This is a genomic window from Pseudomyxococcus flavus, from assembly GCF_050038885.1.
GTDB classification, from domain to species: domain Bacteria; phylum Myxococcota; class Myxococcia; order Myxococcales; family Myxococcaceae; genus Myxococcus; species Myxococcus flavus.
Genome location: NZ_CP143624.1, coordinates 3127537 through 3150608 on the forward strand (window position 1 = coordinate 3127537; position 23072 = coordinate 3150608).

General features: G+C 67.8%; 19 protein-coding genes, 1 pseudogene and 1 CRISPR repeat array. Of the genes and pseudogenes, 9 read left to right on the top strand and 11 right to left on the bottom strand.

Annotated elements, in window-relative coordinates; translation table 11 throughout:
• Positions 1 to 6 precede the first annotated feature (6 nt).
• The 6 genes and pseudogenes from VZL07_RS13160 to VZL07_RS13185 all read left to right on the top strand — a co-directional run bounded on the left by VZL07_RS13160 (position 7) and on the right by VZL07_RS13185 (position 3328).
• Positions 7 to 654, top strand: a complete 648-nt coding sequence (locus VZL07_RS13160) for a hypothetical protein (RefSeq protein ID WP_426755863.1) — start codon at positions 7 to 9, stop codon at positions 652 to 654.
• Positions 651 to 1352, top strand: coding sequence for a hypothetical protein (locus VZL07_RS13165; RefSeq protein WP_426755864.1), 702 nt, complete (start codon positions 651 to 653; stop codon positions 1350 to 1352). The genes VZL07_RS13160 and VZL07_RS13165 overlap by 4 nt, the downstream gene beginning before the upstream one ends.
• Before the next feature lie 97 nt (positions 1353 to 1449).
• Positions 1450 to 1560 (top strand): annotated as a pseudogene (locus VZL07_RS13170) (hypothetical protein); the annotation flags it as partial.
• Positions 1520 to 1846, top strand: a complete 327-nt coding sequence (locus tag VZL07_RS13175; RefSeq protein ID WP_426755865.1) for a double-CXXCG motif protein — start codon at positions 1520 to 1522, stop codon at positions 1844 to 1846. The pseudogene VZL07_RS13170 and the gene VZL07_RS13175, both read left to right, overlap by 41 nt.
• A gap of 171 nt (positions 1847 to 2017) precedes the next feature.
• Positions 2018 to 2650, top strand: coding sequence for a hypothetical protein (locus tag VZL07_RS13180; protein WP_426755866.1), 633 nt, complete (start codon positions 2018 to 2020; stop codon positions 2648 to 2650).
• Between the two features lie 33 nt (positions 2651 to 2683).
• A complete protein-coding gene (locus tag VZL07_RS13185) occupies positions 2684 to 3328 on the top strand; it encodes a hypothetical protein (RefSeq protein WP_426755867.1) in 645 nt (214 codons plus the stop codon).
• A gap of 201 nt (positions 3329 to 3529) precedes the next feature.
• On the opposite strand, the gene VZL07_RS13190 is transcribed toward VZL07_RS13185, so the two are convergent.
• The 9 genes from VZL07_RS13190 to VZL07_RS13230 form a co-directional block, all read right to left on the bottom strand.
• A complete protein-coding gene (locus VZL07_RS13190) occupies positions 3530 to 4057 on the bottom strand; it encodes a transposase (RefSeq protein WP_426755868.1) in 528 nt (175 codons plus the stop codon).
• 47 nt (positions 4058 to 4104) lie between these two features.
• A CRISPR array of direct repeats spans positions 4105 to 7147; the repeat unit is 36 nt; unit sequence GTGCTCAACGCCTTCCGGCATCACGGCGAGCGGGAC.
• A 250-nt stretch (positions 7148 to 7397) separates the two neighbouring features.
• A complete protein-coding gene (gene cas2 / locus VZL07_RS13195) occupies positions 7398 to 7691 on the bottom strand; it encodes a CRISPR-associated endonuclease Cas2 (protein WP_090495965.1) in 294 nt (97 codons plus the stop codon).
• A gap of 3 nt (positions 7692 to 7694) precedes the next feature.
• Positions 7695 to 9356 (bottom strand): type I-MYXAN CRISPR-associated endonuclease Cas1, encoded by a 1662-nt coding sequence (cas1, locus tag VZL07_RS13200; protein ID WP_426755869.1) that lies wholly within the window; start codon positions 9354 to 9356, stop codon positions 7695 to 7697.
• Positions 9357 to 9408: 52 nt separating this feature from the next.
• Positions 9409 to 10053 (bottom strand): type I-MYXAN CRISPR-associated protein Cas5/Cmx5/DevS, encoded by a 645-nt coding sequence (gene cas5, locus VZL07_RS13205; RefSeq protein ID WP_426755870.1) that lies wholly within the window; start codon positions 10051 to 10053, stop codon positions 9409 to 9411.
• Positions 10050 to 10958, bottom strand: a complete 909-nt coding sequence (gene cas7i, locus VZL07_RS13210) for a type I-B CRISPR-associated protein Cas7/Cst2/DevR (RefSeq protein WP_426755871.1) — start codon at positions 10956 to 10958, stop codon at positions 10050 to 10052. The genes cas5 and cas7i overlap by 4 nt, the downstream gene beginning before the upstream one ends.
• Positions 10959 to 10982: 24 nt before the next feature.
• A complete protein-coding gene (gene cas8a1, locus VZL07_RS13215) occupies positions 10983 to 12599 on the bottom strand; it encodes a type I-MYXAN CRISPR-associated Cas8a1/Cmx1 (protein ID WP_426755872.1) in 1617 nt (538 codons plus the stop codon).
• The gene (gene cas3, locus VZL07_RS13220) at positions 12584 to 14824 is read right to left on the bottom strand and encodes a CRISPR-associated helicase Cas3' (protein WP_426755873.1); all 2241 of its coding nucleotides are present in this window, start codon (positions 14822 to 14824) and stop codon (positions 12584 to 12586) included. Before cas3 ends, cas8a1 begins: the two co-directional genes overlap by 16 nt.
• Positions 14821 to 15432, bottom strand: a complete 612-nt coding sequence (cas6, locus tag VZL07_RS13225) for a type I-MYXAN CRISPR-associated protein Cas6/Cmx6 (RefSeq protein WP_426755874.1) — start codon at positions 15430 to 15432, stop codon at positions 14821 to 14823. Before cas6 ends, cas3 begins: the two co-directional genes overlap by 4 nt.
• Positions 15433 to 15484: 52 nt before the next feature.
• Positions 15485 to 16954, bottom strand: a complete 1470-nt coding sequence (locus VZL07_RS13230) for an SAVED domain-containing protein (RefSeq protein ID WP_426755875.1) — start codon at positions 16952 to 16954, stop codon at positions 15485 to 15487.
• A 326-nt stretch (positions 16955 to 17280) separates the two neighbouring features.
• Here VZL07_RS13230 and VZL07_RS13235 point away from each other — a divergent pair, with 326 nt between their 5' ends.
• Together VZL07_RS13235 and VZL07_RS13240 are read left to right on the top strand one after the other, a co-directional pair.
• Positions 17281 to 18183, top strand: a complete 903-nt coding sequence (locus tag VZL07_RS13235) for a DUF2381 family protein (RefSeq protein ID WP_426757289.1) — start codon at positions 17281 to 17283, stop codon at positions 18181 to 18183.
• 28 nt (positions 18184 to 18211) lie between these two features.
• The gene (locus VZL07_RS13240) at positions 18212 to 20032 is read left to right on the top strand and encodes a serine/threonine protein kinase (protein WP_426757290.1); all 1821 of its coding nucleotides are present in this window, start codon (positions 18212 to 18214) and stop codon (positions 20030 to 20032) included.
• A gap of 37 nt (positions 20033 to 20069) precedes the next feature.
• Here VZL07_RS13240 and VZL07_RS13245 read toward each other — a convergent pair whose 3' ends face one another.
• Together VZL07_RS13245 and VZL07_RS13250 are read right to left on the bottom strand one after the other, a co-directional pair.
• The gene (locus VZL07_RS13245; protein WP_426755876.1) at positions 20070 to 21158 is read right to left on the bottom strand and encodes an AI-2E family transporter; all 1089 of its coding nucleotides are present in this window, start codon (positions 21156 to 21158) and stop codon (positions 20070 to 20072) included.
• Positions 21159 to 21429: 271 nt separating this feature from the next.
• The gene (locus VZL07_RS13250) at positions 21430 to 21837 is read right to left on the bottom strand and encodes a MarR family winged helix-turn-helix transcriptional regulator (protein ID WP_426755877.1); all 408 of its coding nucleotides are present in this window, start codon (positions 21835 to 21837) and stop codon (positions 21430 to 21432) included.
• Between the two features lie 92 nt (positions 21838 to 21929).
• Here VZL07_RS13250 and VZL07_RS13255 point away from each other — a divergent pair, with 92 nt between their 5' ends.
• Positions 21930 to 23015 (top strand): aldo/keto reductase, encoded by a 1086-nt coding sequence (locus tag VZL07_RS13255; protein WP_426755878.1) that lies wholly within the window; start codon positions 21930 to 21932, stop codon positions 23013 to 23015.
• Positions 23016 to 23072 lie beyond the last annotated feature (57 nt).

The window sequence follows — 23072 nt, forward strand, 5'->3', positions numbered from 1 at the left end:
AAAGCCATGAGCATTACGTTCCCCAATTACGTCCGAGCAAATGTTGTTCCTTCAACTCCCGTCGCCTACGAATGGGACGACGAGACAACCGACGTTTTCCTTGACGACGCCCGCCTTGCGAAGCGCATAGGGGCAGCCACAGCCCGAGGTATCGCGGCCCTCTCCGTTGGGTGCGCTGAGTGGATTGTCTACAGGTTCAGCGGGCTGTCGGATGACCCCATGCCCTATCAGTATCTTGAAGCAGCATGGGCTGGCATCATCGACTGGAACCTCATGAAGATTCCGCATGGCGCGAAGCTAAAGGACTGGAAGGGGTCCGTGCGGCGCCCGCTGTTTCTTGCAATTCGAACGCTCAAGGAGAACCTTTCGCTAGCAAGCTCCGGAGACTATCCGGCCGAGGAGACAGTGCACCTTGTTTTCTTGGCGCGATACGTCCTCCCAGACCCAAAGCCATTCATGAAGTGGCTCGATTCTGCAATAGGCCGCCTGGAAACCTACTACTCAGGCGATGGAATGGGAGAGCCAGTTCCTCGCGAGGTGCTCGACCCGGATTTCGACTTCAAACCCGAGCAGGCCAAAGAGCTACTTGAAGAGTATCTGCGCACCGTCGCTTCGTCAGGGAACCCTTATCTCAATTTGCCTCATACGCCATGACCCTCCCCCTCCCGGCTTATCTCGAAAAAGCCAAGGTCCAGGACCGGAACTTACGGTTCGCCTGGGACGACCATCGCTACGAGATGGCATACACTCCGCTTGACAAGGCAGCTCGAACTCGAATGGAGCGGTTCTCACAGCGCGCCATTCTCGCGTTCGCCGTCTCTTGCGCAGAATGGATATTTTATCGTTTCAGGCCCGTTTCCTCTCCTCCCTTCCTTGATGACTACATTGAAGCCGCGTGGGCTGCGGTCGTTGATGCCCGATATGCCAACTACTACGTGGAACCCCGCAGAGAAGAGTGGCAAGGGCCTGACCGCAAGCCCCTGGCGGTTGCCTTGATGCTTCTGGTGGACACCATCGTTCGAGTTGAAAATGACGACCATCCCGACATCGGCGCGCTGTCTCTCGCCAACCTGGCTGCCCACGTCATGACTGACCCGACGCCATTCCATGAATGGCGCGAACGTATTGTGACCCGGCTGGAGCGCCTGTATCCACTAAACCCACGGGACACGCGAGGAGAGCCAGTGCCTCGCGAAGCTCTCGACCCGGACTTCGATTTCAGACCCGAGATGGCGCCGGCGCTAATCGGGGCATTTCTGAAGAAGCTGGACTACAAGGCGAACCCATTCCTTCGCTCTCCTAGTGATATGCGGAGGCTCTACTTCGACGGTGTTCCGTACGAACTGCCGTAACCCTTGTGCCTACTCAAGATCCGGCCGATATGTCCTGAGCGCGTCAAGGCCACATTCTACCGAGCGCGGCGCGGTTCTCGTTCCGCCTGGGCCAGCGATGCGCGCGGCAGAGTTGCTGGCGCCGGGGCGGTCCCCACGCGGCCCCCCTTCTACACACGATCCGGGACTTGACCGGCTGCTCGGGAGTAGCACCGCACTGCGGTTCAGACAGAAGTCGCCTCCAACGTACCTCGAACTCCAGCTTCAGCCTCACGGGCGTCTGCACTCCGAATGCATGCCCCCCGACACCCGCCCCCCCCTGCGAAACGTGCGGACGCTTGGACCTTTCCCGCCCCGAGGCCCCCATGCTCGACGCAACCTCACTGCCAACGAGCCTCGACATCTTCCGCATCGGAAACTTCGCGACGATGATTGTGGGGACCGAGCGCTTCATGGAGGTTGCCCTCCGATTGGAACTCAAAGGCATTCGCTTTCTCGAGCTCCCCACGCGCTGACCTCGACATGCCGACAGACAGCCGGCTCTTCGTCCCATAACCGCTTCGCCGCTCCCAACGTGCGAGCATGACTCGCCCAGGTCATGTGACGATACGAACGCACCTTGGCGAAACTGCCAGTCCATGCGAGTCGCGCCACATGAGCTTGCGTGCCATTGGCTGCGCCCCCACTTGCCAAAGAATCCCGGGCAAGCCCACAATCACCAGAACCCGACGAACGGTGCCATCACCCTCAACACCGGCAGCATGTTCCTCGGCGGTGGCAAAGCGCCTGAAAAATCTTGCGATGAACTGCAAGCCGAGAATGCGGAACCCCGCAAGACCGCCGACCCGAGCAACCGCCCCAGCGAGGAGCAGTTGGAGGAGGCCACCACGCTTACCACCGCCCAGTACTTCAACACGAGCGATTCGACCAGATACAATATGCGAGCCTTCAGTCGACAAGTCGACAAGGACGGCTGGGCTCAGGGTGTCGGGACGCTCCAATACTCGGAAGTCGCCTCTCGAAAGAGGGTTATCACCTCCTACGAGTCGAACATCCCTGGGTTCAAATACAAGAAGACATCAAACATGCCCCTCTCGAGCCACACGGAGGCTCGGATCATCGAAGAGATCTTTGCCGAAACAAACGGCAATCCCAAGGGAAAGGCACGCCCGCGCATGCAGTGGCATCAGAAAGCAAAGGACTCCATGTCAGGCAAGGCATGCCCGGCATGTCGGCGCCGCATCTGTGCTGCAATGAATGAGGGAATCGAGGTTGAACTTTCGACGATACGGGAAGGCCCAGACGCCGGACTGGTGTGATGAGTTCCAATAACTCCAACGCTAGCGACTCACATGAATCTTGACTTTCCGAACTACATTCGAGACGCAGTCTCCCCTTCAGCGCCCATCAGCTTTGAATGGGATGACGAAACGAACATCGTCCTTGAGGACGCGCGGCTTGCCAAACAAATCGGCGTCACCACTTCACGTGGAATGGCCGCGCTCTGCATCGGCTGTACCGAATGGATTGTCTACAGGTTCAGCACGCTCTCGGACGATCCAATGCCGTTCCGCTACGTCGAAGCGGCATGGCTGGGGCTCGCTGACTGGGACTGCATCAACATCAAGCATGGAGCCAAGATAAAAGACTGGACGGGACCTGTTCGAAATCCGCTTTTCATAGCAATTCGTACCCTCAAGGAGGCGCTAGAGATGGCATGCGAAGGCGGATACCCTTCTGAGTGGGCAGTTTATCTTCACTTCCTGGCGATCCATGTGCTGCCTGACCGGAAGCCCTTCATGAAGTGGCTCGACGCTGCGATAGGCCGCCTTGGGACCTATTATGCGGGCGATGGGATGGGCGCCCCAGTCCCACGTGAGGCGCTTGATCCGGATTTCGACTTCAAGCCAGAGCAGGCCCAGGAATTGATTGCTCAGCGCCTTCGGAAAGTCGCATCGTCCGGAAATCCATACCTCAGTCGCCCGCCGACGCCATGACACTCCCTGTGCAACCCCCATCCGCTTGCGCCGTTCACGCTCGCGGCGCCGCTGGCGTGAGCGGGCGGTGACTTCTGCGATGAGAAGAATGCGCTCCTCCAATTGCTCCAACGTCACGCCCCGGCTCATCATCGCATGTGACAGCAGCAATGGAGCGCAGCGGGTCAGTGCCAGCACCAGCGCGAGCCGCCCCGTCGCTTGCTACTGGCCCGGCGCGTCGTCCTTCTGCTGCATCGACAATTCCAGTAGCCGCGAGAGGGACAGGGCAATCACCTTGGCGTACACCCGCGAGAGCACCGCGCCCGGCCGGGTGGCACGCAGCGCCGTCAAGCCCGTGCCGGACTTGAGGGCCGTGAAGAGCAACTCCCCCCGCCAGCGCAGACGGTAGGCCTCGGCCACCTCGTGAGGCGACAGCACGTGCCGGCCCACCGTCGTCAGGTACCAGCGTCGCTCCCCTTCAGGGCCGGGTATGGCCACCACGCGCGCCTGGGCGCGGCGCCCCTGCTTCTCCAGCAGGACGTCCACCTCGATGACACCGCCCTCCTCCTTAAGCACGCCCTGCAGCAGCGCGTCCGTCAGGCGCATGCCCCGGGCCCGTACGCGCTCGCCCTTGCCCGCGTGCACCCGCACCACCTTTGGGTCGTGCTGGGCTTTGAGCCGCACCAGGAAGTGGGCCCCGGCCTCGATGGCGTCGAGGAAGCGGCCGGTGTCCGTGTACCCCAAGTCCATGAGCGAGCGGGACCAAGGGGCTTGAAGGTCTTTGGGCGACGCTGACGGTGCTCAACGCCTTCCGGCATCACGGCGAGCGGGACCGTGCGCCTGGCAGGCGTCGGGTGCCACGTCGCAGTGGTGCTCAACGCCTTCCGGCATCACGGCGAGCGGGACCAGGGCGAGGAGTGGGCGCATACAACCTCACCCTAGTGCTCAACGCCTTCCGGCATCACGGCGAGCGGGACCGGGAAGTGGGGGTTCTCATGAAGGCATCCGAAGGTGCTCAACGCCTTCCGGCATCACGGCGAGCGGGACTCACGGGGCGCCGGCTGAACAGGCCGCTGCCCACGTGCTCAACGCCTTCCGGCATCACGGCGAGCGGGACTCATCAAGCGCTGGGAGTCCCTCAAGCTCGAAGCGTAGTGCTCAACGCCTTCCGGCATCACGGCGAGCGGGACCAACGCGTCTTCGACACGGTCAGGACGTTGTCCATGTCGTGCTCAACGCCTTCCGGCATCACGGCGAGCGGGACAACGGACGCGGACCCGCGTCGTGTTCGTGGTGTACTTGTGCTCAACGCCTTCCGGCATCACGGCGAGCGGGACCGCCCTCGCCGAACGACGACATCCCGTTCTGACCGTGTGCTCAACGCCTTCCGGCATCACGGCGAGCGGGACCAAAGGCGACGCTGAGTCCGTCGACACCAGAGCGGTGCTCAACGCCTTCCGGCATCACGGCGAGCGGGACACGAATTCAAGCAAGGGCACATTCAGGTTCCTGCCCTGTGCTCAACGCCTTCCGGCATCACGGCGAGCGGGACTTTTTGTCGGCGGCGACCTGGGCCACCTGGGCGAGGTGCTCAACGCCTTCCGGCATCACGGCGAGCGGGACCATGACCTGCCCCGCTCCGCGCCGAGGACGCGGGTGCTCAACGCCTTCCGGCATCACGGCGAGCGGGACCCAGAGCATCCATCCTTCTGGTATCGAGGGTTGCACGTGCTCAACGCCTTCCGGCATCACGGCGAGCGGGACAGCGCCACCGTGGACCGTGGCCTCGCGCTCCTCGTGGAGGTGCTCAACGCCTTCCGGCATCACGGCGAGCGGGACCGAACTTCTTGGCGGCGGCGGCGTCCTGCTTCGTGTGCTCAACGCCTTCCGGCATCACGGCGAGCGGGACCGAGCGGATTGAGCGGGAACGCTGGGAAACTCTCGCGTGCTCAACGCCTTCCGGCATCACGGCGAGCGGGACCATCGCGGCGCAGATGCTCCGGCACCGCAGTTTCTGTGCTCAACGCCTTCCGGCATCACGGCGAGCGGGACATGACGGCTTTGTCGCGCTCGCGCCCAAGGTCTAGTGCTCAACGCCTTCCGGCATCACGGCGAGCGGGACTGGGTGGAGGACAACACCCGAAAGGAAGAAGCCTGTGCTCAACGCCTTCCGGCATCACGGCGAGCGGGACTTCCCGTTGCTGACGATGTATTGGGACGTCGGCAAGTGCTCAACGCCTTCCGGCATCACGGCGAGCGGGACCAAGGAGGAGGCGCCGAAAGAGGAAGCGCCTGAACCGTGCTCAACGCCTTCCGGCATCACGGCGAGCGGGACTCTGACGTGTCCTCCCCCTGAATCTCCTCAGTGGACGAGTGCTCAACGCCTTCCGGCATCACGGCGAGCGGGACTCGCGCCGCGTCCTCTGCCAGAGCACCGGACGCCTCCAGGAGTGCTCAACGCCTTCCGGCATCACGGCGAGCGGGACAAGGCAAACCATCCGGACGCGTTGCCGTTCCACGAGAAGTGCTCAACGACTTCCGGCATCACGGCGAGCGGGACGTCGCGCTCGGACTCGGCCGCCTCTGCGCGCTTGAGGTGCTCAACGCCTTCCGGCATCACGGCGAGCGGGACCAGCAGGAATGAGTGTTGAGGACGCGGTGCTCCTGTGCTCAACGCCTTCCGGCATCACGGCGAGCGGGACCGAGGATGACCTCCTAGACGCCGAGCTGGACCGGTGCTCAACGCCTTCCGGCATCACGGCGAGCGGGACCTTCGGGGTTGCTCATTGCGCCCCTCGCTCCCGTTTGTGCTCAACGCCTTCCGGCATCACGGCGAGCGGGACTGGAAAGGCAGTTGGTGGTCGGTGATATCTGCTAGTGCTCAACGCCTTCCGGCATCACGGCGAGCGGGACCTGTACTCGTCCTTCGCAATCCTCCTCAACTTCAGCCGGTTGTGCTCAACGCCTTCCGGCATCACGGCGAGCGGGACAGAGGCTAGCCGTCCCATGACGGACAAAAGCCTGGGTTGTGCTCAACGCCTTCCGGCATCACGGCGAGCGGGACGAGGTCATGTCCGAGATTAAGGAGAGCGGCGAGGAGTGCTCAACGCCTTCCGGCATCACGGCGAGCGGGACGAGCGTCCCGAGCCTGAGCAATACGGGACTGTTGTGCTCAACGCCTTCCGGCATCACGGCGAGCGGGACACCTTGCGGCTTGCGCGTCCCGCTGCCTTTCACGTGCTCAACGCCTTCCGGCATCACGGCGAGCGGGACTGGCCACCGCTTGTAATCTGGCACTGGTGAAGAGTGCTCAACGCCTTCCGGCATCACGGCGAGCGGGACCTGTCGAAATGCACCATCCAGGAGCGCGTGGACTAGTGCTCAACGCCTTCCGGCATCACGGCGAGCGGGACCGGCGCGAGTGACCCGCGCGAGACTGCCGCCGCCCAGGGGTGCTCAACGCCTTCCGGCATCACGGCGAGCGGGACCCCGCGGCGCTTCGCTCTCGCGCCGGCCTACGAGTGCTCAACGCCTTCCGGCATCACGGCGAGCGGGACTCATTTCCGACTCAACCTAATCCCACCTCCACTTCCGTGCTCAACGCCTTCCGGCATCACGGCGAGCGGGACCAGCGCCGCCAGAATCCACGCGCGCCGCATCACAGGTGCTCAACGCCTTCCGGCATCACGGCGAGCGGGACCACAGAGGCGCTTGAGGCTATCGCTGCCTTCGAGTGCTCAACGCCTTCCGGCATCACGGCGAGCGGGACCCATAGCGGGCGATCTATGGCTCGTGCTTACTTAGGTGCTCAACGCCTTCCGGCATCACGGCGAGCGGGACAGCCCGTCTGAATCCCCCAGCAATTCCACCAACTTACAGCCCTCTTTTCAAGCACCTCCCCCTCCTTCATCAGGGTTGGCAACTCCAGACCCTACCCAAGAACGCCAACCCCATGAAACAACTCGGCTTTTCATCGATCATGCACCTATTCACCTGTCAAAGAGCCTCAACCCCATGAACTTCCTGGGGATTTCGCCGCTTTCGCCGTCGCGGGCCTCCGCCACGGCGTGGTGCTTGATTGTCGCGCACCTCACAGCACCTTGAAAGGTGCGGGCTCCTCCGGCCAGTCCTCCTTGGCGTTGATGGCGCGCACGCGCTCCACGCACCCGCCGCACAGCCCAATCACCAGCAAGGTATCCACGGCATCCATCCGCCGCGACAGCTCCCAGCGCAGCTTCTCGCGGTCCCGGTCCGTCAGCGAGCAGCGGAACACGGAGAGCTGCAACCACTCCCCGTACCCCTTCAGCAAGGCATGCACCTTCCGCCACCGCCTCGGGTCGCGAATGTCGTACGTAATCAGGTACCAGCGCCTCGGCTCGGCCATGGCTCACCTCAAGCGGAACGTCGCGAACAGCCCCGGCTTGCCGGTCCACTCCTTCTCCAGCAGCCGCACCTCCAGCTCCACCAGCCGCGCGTAGCTCAGCGAGTACCCCAGCACGTTGTGTTTCCACGTCTCCCGCTTGCGCCGCTCGTACAGCTCGATGGCCTTCGCCCGTCCCGCCTTGCTGAGCCAGACGTGCTCGGACGTCACCTCGAAGTCCGCGTCCGCGTCCCACGTCCGCCGGTTCACCGAGGCCACCAGCGGCATGTCCGCCAGTGGCACGCGGAACAGCTCCATCACATCCAGGCCCAGCGGTCCCGCCGAGCCCCGGGGCTGATGGTAGAAGCCGAACGCCACGTCCAGCCCCACCGCCCGGATGGCCGCCTCCACCTCCCGGTGGACCAGCCCATACAAGAAGCCGAGCACCGCGTTGAACCGGTCCTTCGGAGGCCGCCGGTTGCGCCCGTCGAAGCGCAGGCGCGGGTCCACGTCCTCGCCTTGAAGATACGGCAGCGCTCCGAAATACCGCGCCGCGCCCGCCCCCTCCAGCCCCAGCAGCACGTCCAGCGAAGGCGCCTCCGCACACTTCGGTAGCAACGCGCGGAGGTCTCGAACCGCCGAGGCCAGCACCTCGCGCGACTCCGGGTCCCCTCGCGAGGAGCGCAGCAGGAAGCGGAGCTGCCCCTCCAGCTTCGCCTCCACCAGGCGCCGAGCCAGCCCCAGGCGCACGGGCTCCTGCCGCAGCGCCTCGAACTGACGCAGCCGCCGGTGGACGTTGCCCGCTCCGCCTCCCAATCCGCCGAGATAGCGGCCACCGGCAGTGAACCAGTGCACGCCGATGTCGTTCTCCACGCAGTACGCCAGCGCCTGCGCGCTCACCTGCACCGCCCCGTGCGCGATGAGCGCCGACACCATGCGCCCCGGCTGCCTCGATGGCTCCCCCTCCCCTTCCGGCGGCGTCACCACCAGCTCCTCCGACGCCCGCCCCACGCGCGTCCCGGGTGTCGTCACGTGCAGCACCTGCCGCACGTCGTCCTCCGGGAAGAGCCGGGGCCGGTCCTCCCCAGCAGTCTGCCGTTCCTCCTCCGGCAGGCACACGGGCGCCAGCGAGCACTTCGCGCACTTGCGCTCTTCCCGCGTCACGGGCGGCCGCTCCCTCGACGCGCGAAGCAACCGGGCGCGCGCCACGGCCTCCTCCACGTCACGCCGCAGCGCCGCGTCCAGCGGGAAGCGGACCGTCGTGTCCGTCTGGTGGTAGCGGACCCGGCACTCCACGGGCGCCCCCGGAAAGCGCTCCTCCACGAGCAGCGCGTAGGCCCCCGCCTGGAGCCGGTCGCTCGGCCACGCCTCCGGCTCGTCCCGGCCCGGCGCATGGCGTCCGCGCTTGTGCTCGTAGACCACCAGGGTGCCCTCCCGCGTCCTCACCGCGTCCACCCGGCCGTGCAGGCCCAGGGCCTCGCTGGCCAGCTCCAGCTCGACGCGCTCCCCCTCCTCCTGGAGCTGAACGTGCAACCGCCGTCCCGCGTAGACGGCGGCGTCAGCCACGCGCAGCTCCTCCACTTCCTCCAGGTAGAAGAGCCGCTCGCAGTACGCCAGCGCGTGCAGCGCGTGCGTGCGGATGGACGGCTCGGTGATGGCCGGCTTCGGACTCGTGGACGGTGCAGTCATGCGATGGGGCCCCCCGCCCCCGGTGCTCCGTGACAGCGACAACGACAGACGGCTACTCCGCCCCCTCGGCGAGCGGGATGCGCGGGAGCCGCTGGACCTCGGGTACCTCCGTGACCGACTCGAGCCCTCCCACCGCGTAGCGAGAGCCGCGGGTCCCCACGTGGTCCACCCAGACCGGCAAGGTGATGGCCCCCGCGGGCGCGGTCAGGAAGGCACGGCACGCGGCGGGCGGCCGCCCCTCCGGAAGCAGGCGTGCGTCGTTGATGAGGTGCGTGGACTCCCCGAGCGACCACGCGCCGGCCCGCTCCACGGTGCCGGGCTCCCGCATCGCTCGAACGACACGGGCCTCCAGCGATTCGCCCGTGTCGGGCTCCTCCCGGCTGTCACACCAGACCACCAGCCGCGCGTCGATGACGAGCTGTTGCTGGTCCGGCGCCGCGTTCTCGTCGTTCCCCTTGGCGACCTTGAGGTTCTTCGTGCGCCAGAACGTGCGGAGGACGGTGCTGATGACGGGCGCGTTCAGCAGCCCCGCCGTCACGCGGCATCCGCGGTGCCGCTCACGGTCCTGCTCGCCGACGAGCGACAGCAGCGCGCCGTAGCACGCTGCGGGGGGTGGCAGGACCTCCGTCTCCACCAGCTCGCGCGCCCGGCCCTTGCGCCAGCACGCCACGGGCACGGTCAGCTCGAGCGCGATCACCGCTTCCCCGCCTCCAGCCGCTTGCAGGCCGCGCGGCACGCGGCGACCACGCCCGCGTGGAGCTCCGCCCCCGAGAGCACCTCGCGCTCCTCGGCCCCCAGTGCCTCCACGACCTGTCCGCCCAGCACCAGCTCCTTCGCGGGCACGTCCCCGCTCTTCACCTTGCGCAGCAGCGCGGCGAGCTCCACCCCACCTGGGCGCGAGGACGGCTCGAAGGCATACAGGATGCGCGGCGCGGCCTCCTGCGTGAGCCGGAAGACGACCGACTCCGGACTGAAGTCGAAGAGGAAGCGGCCATGGTTGCCCGCGACGGGCCCCAGCGCGCAGAGCTGGTTCAGCGCCGTGACTGCCCGTGCCGGCACTCGCAGCGCCTCCGGCGTCAGCGCCACGCCGTACTGGTAGCGCGTCGCGTGCATCTCCGTGCCATAGGGCACGGGGTTGTCGCCCTTCTTCTGCGCGGAGGGAGTGGCCTTTGGGCTCGCGGCGTTGAAGGTGACATCCCCGGACCACGGCGTGAGGCTCACCGCGCGGGACACCTCCAGCACCGCGCGACGGACCTTGGCCGTGCCCTTCTCCTTCTCCTGCTTCGCGCCCTCCGCGGACATGAAGCCCAGCAGGTCGTCGTCGATGTACGTCTTCTCCTTGGACTTCGCTGCCCAGGCGCTGAAGGCCGCGTCCTTCCATTCGTTGACGCGCGCCGCGTCGTCGTAGGTGCGGTTGCACGGCTCCTGCTCATTCAAGCGCCGCCGCAAGGCGAAGCGGATGGACTCGGCGGAGACGGTGGTGTGGACCTGTCCGTTCCACACCAGCTTCTGGAGACTGGTGATGTTCCCCTCGGTGAGGCCCCGGTTGTTGGCGGCGGTTCCCAGCGGGGTGACGAAGGCTGCGAAGACGTGAAGGCTCATGACATGACTCCGGGAAGAGGTTGTTCAAGACTGCTCGGACGCGTCGGGTGCTTCGTCCGCGTCCTCCAGCTCCGTGGCATCGCCGCCCTGCCCCTGGTAGCTGGCCAACGCCACCAGCGCGAGGTCGCGGGCCGCCCGCCACCTGTCGGGCCCCAGCAACGGCAGCACGTCCCGCCAGTGCTCCTGGAGCTCGCGGTTGGGGCCCGCGCGGCTCCACAGGTCCGCGAGCGCCGCGCGCACCTGCTCCGGCGTCTTGGCCCCCGCGAAGCTCAGCCGCCACCGCTCGCGCTCGCCCTTGAGCCGGTTGGAGCGCGTGGCCTTGGGGCTCTCCTGGGTGTCCTCGAAGATGCTCTTGAACCGGCTCCGGAGCGCGAGGTGAACGCTCTGGACGAGCCACTGCTCGGCCTCCCTCAGACTCGATTGCATGGCGATGAGCCCCTTCCTTTCGTCCCACAGCAGCGCGCCCAGGTTGTCCCTGGCGCGGTAGTAGTGAATGAACCGGCCCTCCGCCGTCGTCGCGATGGCGAAGTCCGCGTACCAGGGGCGCGAAGCCGCAAGGTTCTCGGTGATGAAGGCGCGCAGCGCGCTGGTCGCGATGAAGTAGCCCGCCTCGCCCTTGCCCTCGGGCTTGCGGACACGCACGGTGGGCGCCAAGGCAGCGGCGGCGACCTCGTAGACGTCCAGCACCTCCTGGCGCACGGTGTCCTGCCGCACCACCGCGCCGCGAATCTTCTGCTGCGCGTTCCACGGCATCTGTCGCAGCGCCACCGCCTCGGCGACGCCCAGCACCTTGCCGAGCTCTCCTTTCGCCTCCAGCTTCATCGCGAGCTGGGCCGCGAGCACCGCGTCCGAGGCCCCCGCCACCGCGACCTCCCACAGCTTCTTCGGCGTCAGCGAAGGACGCAGCCTGGCGAAGCGGACCAGGTCCGTAGGAGCCAGCGCCACGAAGGCACCGCCCCGGAGCTGCGGCAGCTTGTAGGAGACACAGCCCACGAGCGCGAAGCACGCACAGAGCGCCTCCTGCGCCGTGTACTCCACCTTGGTGACGCGCACGCCGATGTGCCGCTCCGCCGCGCCGGGGTAGGCCCAGCTCGCCAGCACGGTGCTTCCGGACTCCAGCGCCTCGACCACGTTTTGCCATGCGTCCTGGTGGACGAAGGACTCGTAGCCCTGCGACTCCACGACGACGGGCTGGTCGTCCACCTCGAAGGTGATGCGCTTGCGCGTCCCTCCCTGCGTGGACTTCCCATGCTGGAGGAACGTCACCTTCAGCGCCTCATGGAGCGCGGCGGCCAGCTCGGGCCGGGGTTCGGGCTCTCCGGAGCGCCGCGTGCCCGGCAGGTCGATGAAGCCTTGCTTCACCCGGAACGACGCTTCGAAGAGCGGCTTGAGCGTGGCCTCGGGTGACTCGCCACCCCAGTCCAGGTGGATGGCCTCCGGCTCCACGGTGGCCGTGCCGGGCCCCAGCCGGACCGGAGAGGGCCAGGGCGTGCCCGGTGAAGCACTCTCGAGGATGGCTCGAAGCGATGCCGCCAATCCCCCCGCGCCCGCGCGCAGCAACGGGGTCATTCCCGGCGCATACAGCCGGATGGAGAGCGGAGCAGGCAGTGCCTTCTTCCGCAGGCTCACGGCTTTCGCCATCGCGCACCTCGCAGGTCGTCGTAGTCCAGCGTGTCCGCTGGAGGGATGGGGTATGGCAGCCGGCCAGGACGCGGCCATTCGCGCCACCGGAACGACTCGGGAGGGAGGCTCATGGGCAGGGTGACCTTCTGGGCGCTCTCCTCCCCATCCAGGACCCTCTGGGCGTCTCTCTCCAGGAGGACCGTGAGGCTCGGACTGCCATCGCGGCACGGTGCAGGCCACGTGTCGAAGCGTCCGTCCAGCCAGGTGCTGGAGTACCGCTGCGGCGCCTCCGACACCCCGGGCGACACCCAAGCGGACACCAGGTCACGCTGGCTCAGCTCGCCCATGCCCAGGCGCTCCAGCCAGGCACGCGCGTCGCGCAGGTCCGACGGGGCATAGGGAGCACCGTCAAAGGGCAGCACCACGAAGGGGCGCACCGGCCTGGGCGCATCCGGCGTACTGCGACGGTTGAGCCGCCCCAGGCGCTGGATGAGCGCGGGGATGGGCGCCAGGTCCGTGACCAGCAGGTCCGCTGACAGGTCCAGGCTCATCTCCGCCACCTGCGTCGTCGACGCGAGGACGGAACGGCCCTCCTCGGCGAAGGCGGCGACGACGTCGCCATGCCGGTGGACACGGTCCTCGTACCGGAAGCGGCTGTGGTACAGCAGCGCCGGTGCGCCCCGCGACGCGGCGGCCTCCGCGGTCCGCATGCACCGCTCCACCGTGTTGCTGACCCAGAGCACCTTGCCGTGGTCCCGCAGGCACTGCGCCACGAGGTCCCACGGTTGCTCCACGTCGAGCCGCCGGTAGCGCGGCAGCGCCTCCAGGTCCTCCGGCCCGTCGACCTCCGCGAGCCTCCTGCCATGGACGCGCTCACACAGGTCGCGCAGCGCGCCGAGCCTCGCGGCGGGCAAGCTGGCGGTCATCAGCAGCGCGGGGATTCCCGGCAGCGCTTCCAGGAAGCGCAGCAGGCAGCCGAAGAGCCGGTCATCGTAGGCATGGATTTCGTCGAAGACGACACAGGCCGCGCAGAGCCCGGGCCAGGCATAGAGCCCTTCCCGCTGGCTCTGCATGAGCCCGAGCACCGTATCCGCCGTGCAGGTCATGGCGTCCGCGCCCCAGGAGCGAAGCGCGTCGAGCCGATCCTGATCACGCGAGCCCGCTCCGGGCGCGTCACCCTCCCGGAGCCCGAAGATGTCGAAGTCCACCTCCGCGCGTGAGTGCCGCAGCCGGGCCTCCACGTCCGCGCCGTGGAGGTAGTCGCGGAAGCCCTCGGTGGCCGTGCCCATGGTGGGATAGGTGAGCCACAGCGGACGGCCAGGGTGCTGCGTCGCGGCCCACAGGTACGCGGCGGCCGTCTTGCCGCTGCCACAGCCCGCGCGCACCAGCGTCAGGGGCGCATCGCTCCGGGCCACCGCTTCCTGGAAGGGCCGCGGCGTCCGCCCCGAGAGCCGCCGCTCGACCACGGCGCGCAGGGCCTCGGCGGGATGGGGCGCCGTGAGCTGACGGTCCACCCAGTCCTGCTTCTCTCCACTCCGGGGAAGCGCCGAGCCCGCGACATCCGCCGCGAGCACCAGCGCCTTGCACACGGCCAGGAGCCGCGCGTCCAGGGAGCCCGAGGGCACGGCGCGCTCGAAGTCGTCCTGCCACGCCTGGAGCTGGTCGCGCGGGTGCTCCTTCCGCGTGGCGCGCAGCACGATGGGCGCCGTGAACACTGGCGGAGCGGGGAGCTCCAGGTCCTGGGCGATTCGCGCCAGCGTCCGGGTGAAGTCCTCGTGATGGACCAGCAGCTCCAGCGACAGCCCCGCGCCGGCGCCGTCGGGCGCGAAGGCGTCGGTCTGGAACTTCCGGTGATGGGCCGCCACACAGACCAGCGCCAGGCATAGGTCCGGCTCGCTCGCTCCGCCCAAGAGCCACGCGGAGAGGGGCTGCCCTGGCCAGCAGAGCCATAGCGAGAGCGCTTCGTGGCGGACAAGCTGCGGCGCGCTGCGCTTGCGGCGCAGCATGGACTGGAAGTGCTCGCTGCACTTGCCCAGGTCATGGAGCGCGGCGGCGAGCAGGACGATGCGCCGCAGCCGGGGCTCCAACGCCGGGTCCAGGCCCGCGGCCAGGAGCGACGCGCGGCCCCGGTGTTCCAGGAGCCGCCGCGCGGACGCCATCACCAGCGCGGTATGCCCCAGCAGCGTGGCCTCGCCCTCGGGCCGGTCGGGCGTGGCGGTCCCCTTGGCCAGCAGGCGCTTCACGCGGCCTTCCCTCTGGGCTGGACGCGCGCCGCGCGGCCCGGGGGCAGGAAGAGACCGCCCCCCATGTGACGGCGCCCGCCCAGCCCGTGCTCCTGCACACGGAGCGAGTGCTCGGGCGACAACCCATGAAGCTCGAGCGCGAAGCCCACGACCTTCTTGCCGGCGATGCGCACGATGCGTCGGCGCCCCACCTTCAACGTCGCCTGGACGCCGAGGGCTTCCAGCGCCTTGGAGGCAGCCGCGATGAACGACGCCTCGTCCATCGCGTGCTTGAAGGTGACCAGCCGCGCGGACAGCGAAGGCACGGGCTCCAACGCATACAGTGATGGCGCGCCCAGGGACAGCCGTCGCCCCGCGACCTCCAGCGGCGCGCTCACCAGCGGCAGCAGCGCGGCCACCGCGTCGGTCGAGCAACGCAGGCGCAGCGTGCCCCGGCCCAGGTAGAGCAACTCCCGGGTGTTGCTCACGCCCCGGAGCGAGAACACACCGATGTCCGTGCGCTCGTGCAGGGCGGGGATGTGACGGGAGAGCGCGGAGAACAGGAGATAGCCGTGGTCGAGCGGCACCGGGCCGCCTTGCACGGGGAAGAGCAGGTCAATGACAGCCATGCGAGGAACCTCTCCGAAGCAGCGAACGGCACTCGAATCGACGGCGTGACATTCACCCCGTCTGCAACGTGAGCGCGGGGGCGTAGCCACCATCACCGGTGCGCTCGTAGGACACGACCGCCCCCACCGCGTTGAGCCGCTGTCCCAGGAACAGGCAGCACGACGCGGGCGCGTAAAGGATGAGGTGGGTGACGGCCGCGCGGTACTCATTGCGCGCGCGCCGGAGTTGCTCGCGCGCCTGGATGGCGAACGCCACCGCATCCGCGTCCGAGCCGACGGCCCCGTCATGAGGCCCGTCCTCCGGCTCCAGGTAGAGCACGGCGCGAAACGCCCCCGGGCGCTCGGCCACGAAGCGCTCCACGTCCGCGCGCGCGTCTCCCGTCATCTGGAACACCACCAGCAACTCCGTGGCGTCCGCATGGCCCTCGTGCCCGGTGATGCGCAGCCTTCGCTGGGACGGCCTCGCGTCCGAGCGCCACAAGAAGGTCTCTCCCCGCGTGGGCTGCTCGACCCGAAAGCGATAGCCACCCACCTCCAGAAAGTGGAACCCCACCGCCAACACGGTGCTCAGCGGCAGCTTGCCGCGCAGGTCAATCAGCGCCCCGTCCGGCCGGCTCGCCAGCCGCTGGCGCGCCGCGAGCAGTCCTGGCAGCAACGTGTCCCGCCACACCGCCTCCGAGGGAACCCTCCGCGTGTCGCGGTCGAAGTACCGCGTCCAGTCCAGTTCCTCGGTGGGAGGCTGCTCCCATGTGCGCCTCGCCCACCCATGAATCCACAGGCTCACCGCGGGCACGTCCTCGCGCGAAGCCAGCAGCCCCCATGCCCGGATGGCTTCACGCAACGACTCCGGGGTGACACGCTTCCCGCCGCCTCCCAGCTCAATCCACTCGCGGAGCCCATCCAGGACGATGGCGCGCGGCACTCTGCCCATTCGCAGCCCCAGGCGCCCCATCCGGTCATCCACCTGCTCCTCGATGTCCTGGATGCCGCCAACACCGAGGCGCAAGCGCAGGTCCCTGCAGAACGCCCGCAGCGTCTCCGCCGGGACGCCCAGCCGCTTCTCCCACTCCGCCCAGTGCTTCTTCAGGGCCCCGCGCGGCGGCTGCTCGAAGAATGCCTCGGTGAAGCGGTAGCTCCTCCCGTGCAGGTATTTCCCCAGGTCTTCGGCGGAGGCCCAGTTGCTCAGCAGCCAGACTTCGACAGGCCCCTGCAGCCGCAGCCGCTGCCAGCTCTCCAGCAGCTTCCGCAGCAGGGAGCTTCCCTTTCGTGGCGGTGTCACCAGCCCGGCCAGGGAGTAGGTGTCCCGATGGTCGACGTGCCACTTCACCTGCATGTAGCGACTGGCCACGCCGGAGCCGGGCCGAGCATGCAGCGTCACGTCGTCCGCCGAGCCCGCCTCCGGATGCTCGACGTAGCCGTGCTCGAAGGGGCTCCCCACGTCGAGCAGCCGGAGCAGCTCGTACCAGCTCAACAGGTGCTGATAGCGGTCGCCCTCCAGGCGAGACGCGCTCTGCTCTCCCATGGCGTTTCCTCATAGCGACGCCACGGAAGGCGGTGGATACCTCCCCGGGGGTATTGATGGCGCCGCTCGAAAAGGAAGACGCCAGAAGCCGGCGCGACCCATCGCGGCCCCGTGCTTTTTCTCCCCGCGCCCATGGGTACGGCCTGCCCGCCAGCGTCCCAGGTCGAGATGCCTGGACTCAACCTGTCAGGTAGACACCATGGCCCCGGGAATGCCACATCCATCTTCGCGCGAGAGGCGCGTCACGAGGCGCTCCATGTCACTCCCTTCGAGTAGGGTAGAACCCTGGAGGTTGCCCCTGCGTGTTCCCCCCTGGCTCGTTGGTGATGGCGACGGTGGTGCTCCTACTGGGTACGGCGGTCCAAGCCCAAACACAGGAGACAAGGCGGTGGCGCCGGGTCGAGCGGAGCGTGGCGCTGAGCGCGGGCCAGGGCGCTCCCGTGCAACGGCTCCGGCTGGCGCCCGGCGTGGTGACGACGGTGCTGTTCGACTCGGACGTCGCGCTGGAGGCCGCGCTTCCCGAGGAACTGGGTGGCCTGTTCACCCGACTGGACGTGACGCCGAACCACCTGCTGCTCCAGCCCTCGGTTCCCATGCCGGAGACCGGCGTGCCGCCGCTCGTCCTCCACTTCACGGACGCGGCGGCGCCCCAGCGGCTCGTCCTGGAGCTGGTGACGGAGGCTGGTACCGCTGACGCCGTGGTGGACTTCCGGCGTCGGCCCGCGACGGTGGAGCAACTCGAAGCCGAGCTCGCGGCGCTCCGCGAGCGCAATGCGTTGCTGGAGACACGGCTTGCCACGGCACGGAGATCCATGCCGGAGCAAGGCCTCGCGGGTGCCATCCTCTCTGGGGCCATTGCCCCTTCGGGCGTCAGCTCACGCTGGTTGCGTTCCGATATCGTTGGAGTGGCTTGGCGGGTCGTCCGGCTGGATGCGTATTACACCCCAACGTGGATGGCACTCGCCGTGGAGCTGGAAAGTCCGCGGGATGCCGCTGTCTTGCTGCCAAGCCTGGCTCGTCTGACGCCTTTGTCCACGGATGGCCAACCATCAGGAGACGTGCAGGAACTGCCCCTGCTGATGCTGGAGACACGGCTACTCCCAGGGCAACGGGCGGTTCTGGTGGCGCAGTGGCGTCGAGCCTCTGGGAAATCGCCGGGCTTCTATGCGCTGGAGCTGCTGGACTCCGCGCGGCGGCGAAGCGTGCGCTGGGCGCGACTGAAGCTCTGACCTCAGACCGGGAGACGTCATCGTGTCCATGACCGTCGAGGAGTCGTCTCACCCCTTCGCCGTCCTGTCACCGCAAGCCCTGCCCCCTGGCACCCGCATTGGGCGCTGGTGCATCGAGCAGCGCCTGGGCAGCGGAGGCAACGGCACCGTGTATGCGGTGCGCGAGCCCACGGGCAACCACCGCTACGCCTTGAAGCTCGCGCATACGCCGCATGACGATCGATTTCCTCGTGAGGCGCAGGCACTCCGACGCGTGAGGCACCCGGGCGTGGTGCGCATGAAAGCCGCGGGCGAGTGGAAGGCCGGTCCTGTGAGCTACCCCTATCTCCTCCTGGAGTACGTGCGCGGCGCCACGCTCTACGACTGGTCCCGGGCACACAATCCCACGGCGCGACAGGTCGGAGGGCTGTTGTTGCAGGCCGCCAGGGCGCTGGCCGCCGCGCACCGCCAGGGCGTGCTGCACCGCGACTTCAAGGGAGACAACGTGCGCGTGGACGAGCGCGGGCGGCTGGTCCTCCTGGACTGGGGGGCGGGCTGGCATCCTCGGGCGAGAGAGCTCACCTCCGCGACTCGGCTGCCGCCTGGGACAGGGCCTTATCGCAGTCCACAAGCGCTCCACTGGAGCATGCAGGCCCACCAGGAAGCAGCCACCACGCGCTACCGCTACGCCGTCGCGGACGAGCTGTATGCCGTGGGAGTCACTTTCTATCGGCTACTGGTGGAGCAGTATCCCCAGCCCCTGCTGAGCGCAGCCCAGCGGCCCTCAGCGAACGTGCGCGCGCTCAATCCGCGAGTCCCTGGCCCACTCGCAGACTGGGTCCACTGGCTGCTCGCATTCTCCCCCAGGTCACGGCCCGCGGGCGCCGCCAGTCTGGCTCAGGAAGTCCAGCGTGTGCTGTCGCGAGCAGGCCCTGACTGGGACGTCCCCTTGTTCACCTGGTACACCGGGCCCCACTCCGATACACGAACGACCCAGGATGACCGCCACCGTGCGGAAGCAACGGAAGAAGGCTGGCTGCAATCCGCGGCGCGGCGGCATGACCGCGTCCAGCGATATCGGGAGCGCCGATGGCGGCGGCATCGCGTCTTCGCGGAGGTCGTCACCGAGCCATGCCACGAAGCACCTGCGCGGAGACGCATTCGTCAGTTCGTGGTGACGACATGTGCGCTCCTGCTGACCGCGGGTGGAGCCTGGGCATTGATGCGAACGCAGGTTCCAGCCCCGATGCCGGGCAATGCCACGACACCTCAATGGCTGGCATCCGCGCGCGAGAGCACCGACACTGCGCCCCCCACCACGGCCCGCCCATTCCACGCCGTCGCACCACCGTGGTGGGAGCACGCCATGCCCACGACCGCTCCCCTCATCCAATGTGCGTCCCGGCTCCACCACTACCTGCTGGCCACCACGGCCGCTGGCGTCATGGCCTGTTCGGGAGAACAGGTGAGGCCCTCTCCCGCGAACTGCCCACCCGAGGCACTGCTCGCCATGAAGGAGCTCGAGCTCCACGTAGGCGCCAATGGCCACCTCCTTTTCGACATCCACCAGCCGTATGACGCCAGCCGGGAGGACTACGACATCGTCGTCCGTGATGGCCCCATCATCAGCAAGCTCGAAAAGCCCATGTGGTCGCTTCCGGCCGGAACGCTGGTCTACGGGCAGGTCTGGACAGGAGGCGAGAACATCACGGGCCGGTACACGCGCGTGCGGACGCCAGACGGAAACGAGTACCCCGTGTGCTTCCTCCTGGGAAACGAGGAGGGCATGCCCAAGTCCGTCGGCTCGCGGCCGGGCTACACCCGTGCCCGGCCCTGGACCAACGCGCTGGTGGTGGACCGCTTCCCTTGAGTGGACACTGGCGACGCAGCGGTCGTGCCGCCCGCGTTCACGGCTGTGAAATCGTGGGGGGCTTCTCCAGCACCCGGGCCTCGCTTCGCAGCCGCAGCTCGTTACCAGCCGCGGACAGGACCGCCGCCACGGGGACGGAGAGGAAGGCGCCCGCCACTCCAAAGAGGACACCCCCAGCGGTGATGGCCAGCAGGATGACCACCGGGTGCAGCGGCACCGCCCTGCCCATCACCACCGGCTCCAGCACGTTGCTCTCCAGTTGCTGCACGCCGAGCACCACCAGGAGCGCGAGCAGCGCATCCAGCGGGCCATTCGTCACCAGCGCCACCAGCACCGCGACACCGCCGGCCACGGTGGCGCCCACCACGGGGAAAAAGCCTCCCAGGAAGGTGAGCGCCGCCAGCGGCAGCACGAGCGGCACGCCGATGAGCAGCAGCCCCACCCCGATGCCCACCGCGTCCACCAGGGCGACGATGACGACGCCGCGCAGGTAGCCGCTGAGCGTCCCCCAGGCGCGCAGGCCCACCGCTCGCACCGTGTCCCGCCGCGCGGGGGACACACGCGCCAGCACCCACCCCGCGAGCCTCTCCGCGTCCTTCACGAAGAAGAACAGCAGCGTCAGCGTCAGCAGCCCACCCGCCACCGCTTGCGCGGCGAAGTTGGCCCCCGCCAGGACGCCCGTGGTGATGCGGCCCACGTTCGCCTTCAGGAAGGACAGGGCCTCCTGCAACATGCCGTCGAGCTGCTCCCGGGAGATGGGGAGCTCGCGGGTGAGCCAGGAGAAGACCTGCTCTGCGCCCGCCTGGACATTGCTGCCCGCCGCGCTGACCTCACGGACGATGCGGGGAACCAGGATGAGCCCGCCCGCGCCCAGCACCAGGAGCAGCACCAGCAGGGCGAGCACCGACGCGAGGGCACGTGGCACGCGGTGGGCGGACAACCACCGGACCGGCGGATACAGGAGCGTCGCCAGCAGCAGGGCCGCCACGGACGGCAGCACGATGAGGTACAGCCGCGCCAGCAGCAGCACGGAGGCCACCACCGCCGCGGCGATGACGAGCAGCTTGCCGCTGAACAACGCACTGCGAGTCAGCCAGGAAGGCGATGGGGTGTCCAAGGAGGCCATACGTCGTGCGCACCCTATGCACGAGGCAGCGCACGGCACCTGGCGGCTCACCGCCTGTGTGGCTTCATGAACGGATGCCCATCGCCCCTGCACGGCAGCGCCAGGGCCCGGCTTGAATCCGACAAACGCGTGGCGCCAGGCGCCATGTCGAGTGCTCCCCGTCAGGCCCCGCGGCGACAGTGGCTATCTTTCGCGCGTGCTCCCGGTACCGGCCAGCGCCCCTCGGCGTGAACGCCAGGGGCCGGACGAGGCCCGCCCGCTCCTTGGGCCGTCAGCTCAGCTTCTCGAGCAGGGCCCGCAGCTGCACCTGCTCCGCGGCGCTCAGGCGTCCGAGCCGCTCGCCGAACGCCTCCGAGAGCAGCCCGGTCCCCTGCTGCATCGCCTTGCGCCCCGAGGGGGTGAGCTGCAGCCGGTGCCTCCGCAGGTCCGCGGTGTCGATTTCCCGGCGCAGGAAGCCCGCGGCCTCGAGCCGCTTCACGTACAGCGTCACCGACGGCTTGGGGATGCACAGGGCCTCCGCCAGCTCGGCCGGGTAGGGGTGCGCGTCCACCTCCGCGAGCACGAACAGCTCCTTGGTCTCAAGCCCCAGCTCGGCGATTTCAGCGGCGACGCTGGAAATCACCGTCATCAGCAGCCGGTGGTTGAGCGACCAGATTCTCGCCGGGTCGATTTTCGCCATGGCTCCATGCGAGGAAATTGGTTCATGGTTAAACCAATTCCAGATTGAACTAATTCGCCGTCCCCACAATGTAGCACGCCCAGGAGCCCACCATGCCTCTCGACCACTACGTGACGCTCGGCCGTTCCGGCCTGCGCGTGAGCCCGCTGTGCCTCGGTGCCATGACTTTCGGTGAAGACCTCGGCTGGGGGTCCAGCGTCGAGGAGTCCCAGCGCATCATGGACCGGTACATCGAGCTCGGCGGCAACTTCATCGACACCGCGAACTTCTACACGAAGAGCCACTCCGAGAAGATCATCGGCGACCACATCGGCCGCCACCCGGCGCGGCGCGACCGGCTCGTGATTGCGACGAAGTTCAGCGGGAACCTCTACCCGGGCGACCCGAACGGCGGCGGCTCCGGCCGCAAGTCCATCATCAAGGCGGCCGAGAACTCGCTCCGCCGCCTGCAGACCGACTACATCGACCTCTACTGGCTGCACAACTGGGACGTCCACACGCCCATCGAGGAGACGATGTCCGCGCTGGAGGACCTCGTCCGGGCGGGCAAGGTCCGGTACATCGGCGTCTCGGACACGCCCGCGTGGAAGATTGCCCAGGCCAACGTGATGGCGCACTTCCGGGGCTGGTCGTCCTTCATCGGGCTGCAGATTGAGTACTCGCTGCTGGAGCGCAGCGTGGAGCAGGAGCTCGTGCCCATGGCCCTCGAGCTCGGGCTCGGCATCACCCCGTGGTCGCCGCTCAAGAGCGGCGTGCTCAGTGGCAAGTACACCCGTGCGAACGCCGGACAACAGAAGGCCGACCGCGCCGCCTTCATCGAGTCTGCCTTGAACGAAAAGACCTACACCCTCATCGACGCGCTCCAGGACATCGCCCGGGCGCATGACACCTCCGTGGCGCGAGTGGCCCTGGCCTGGGTGCAGGCACAGCCGGGCGTGGGCTCGACCATCATCGGCGCGCGGCGGCTGTCGCAGCTCGAGGACAACGTGGGGGCGCTCGACGTGAAGCTCACGCCCGAGGAGTTCCAGCGCCTCGACGCGCTCACCAGGCCGACCTTCGGGTTCCCCCAAAGCATGCAGCCCATGTTCCCCAGCATCCAGAACGGCGGCACCACGGTGAACGGCGTCTTCGCGGAGCCGTCCGGCTTCGGCGTGGTGAAGGGCGACAAGGTCTACTGACGCGCGAGGGAAGTCCCGGAGCGGGAATGACTGGTTTTGAGCATCACGCTCCGGGAT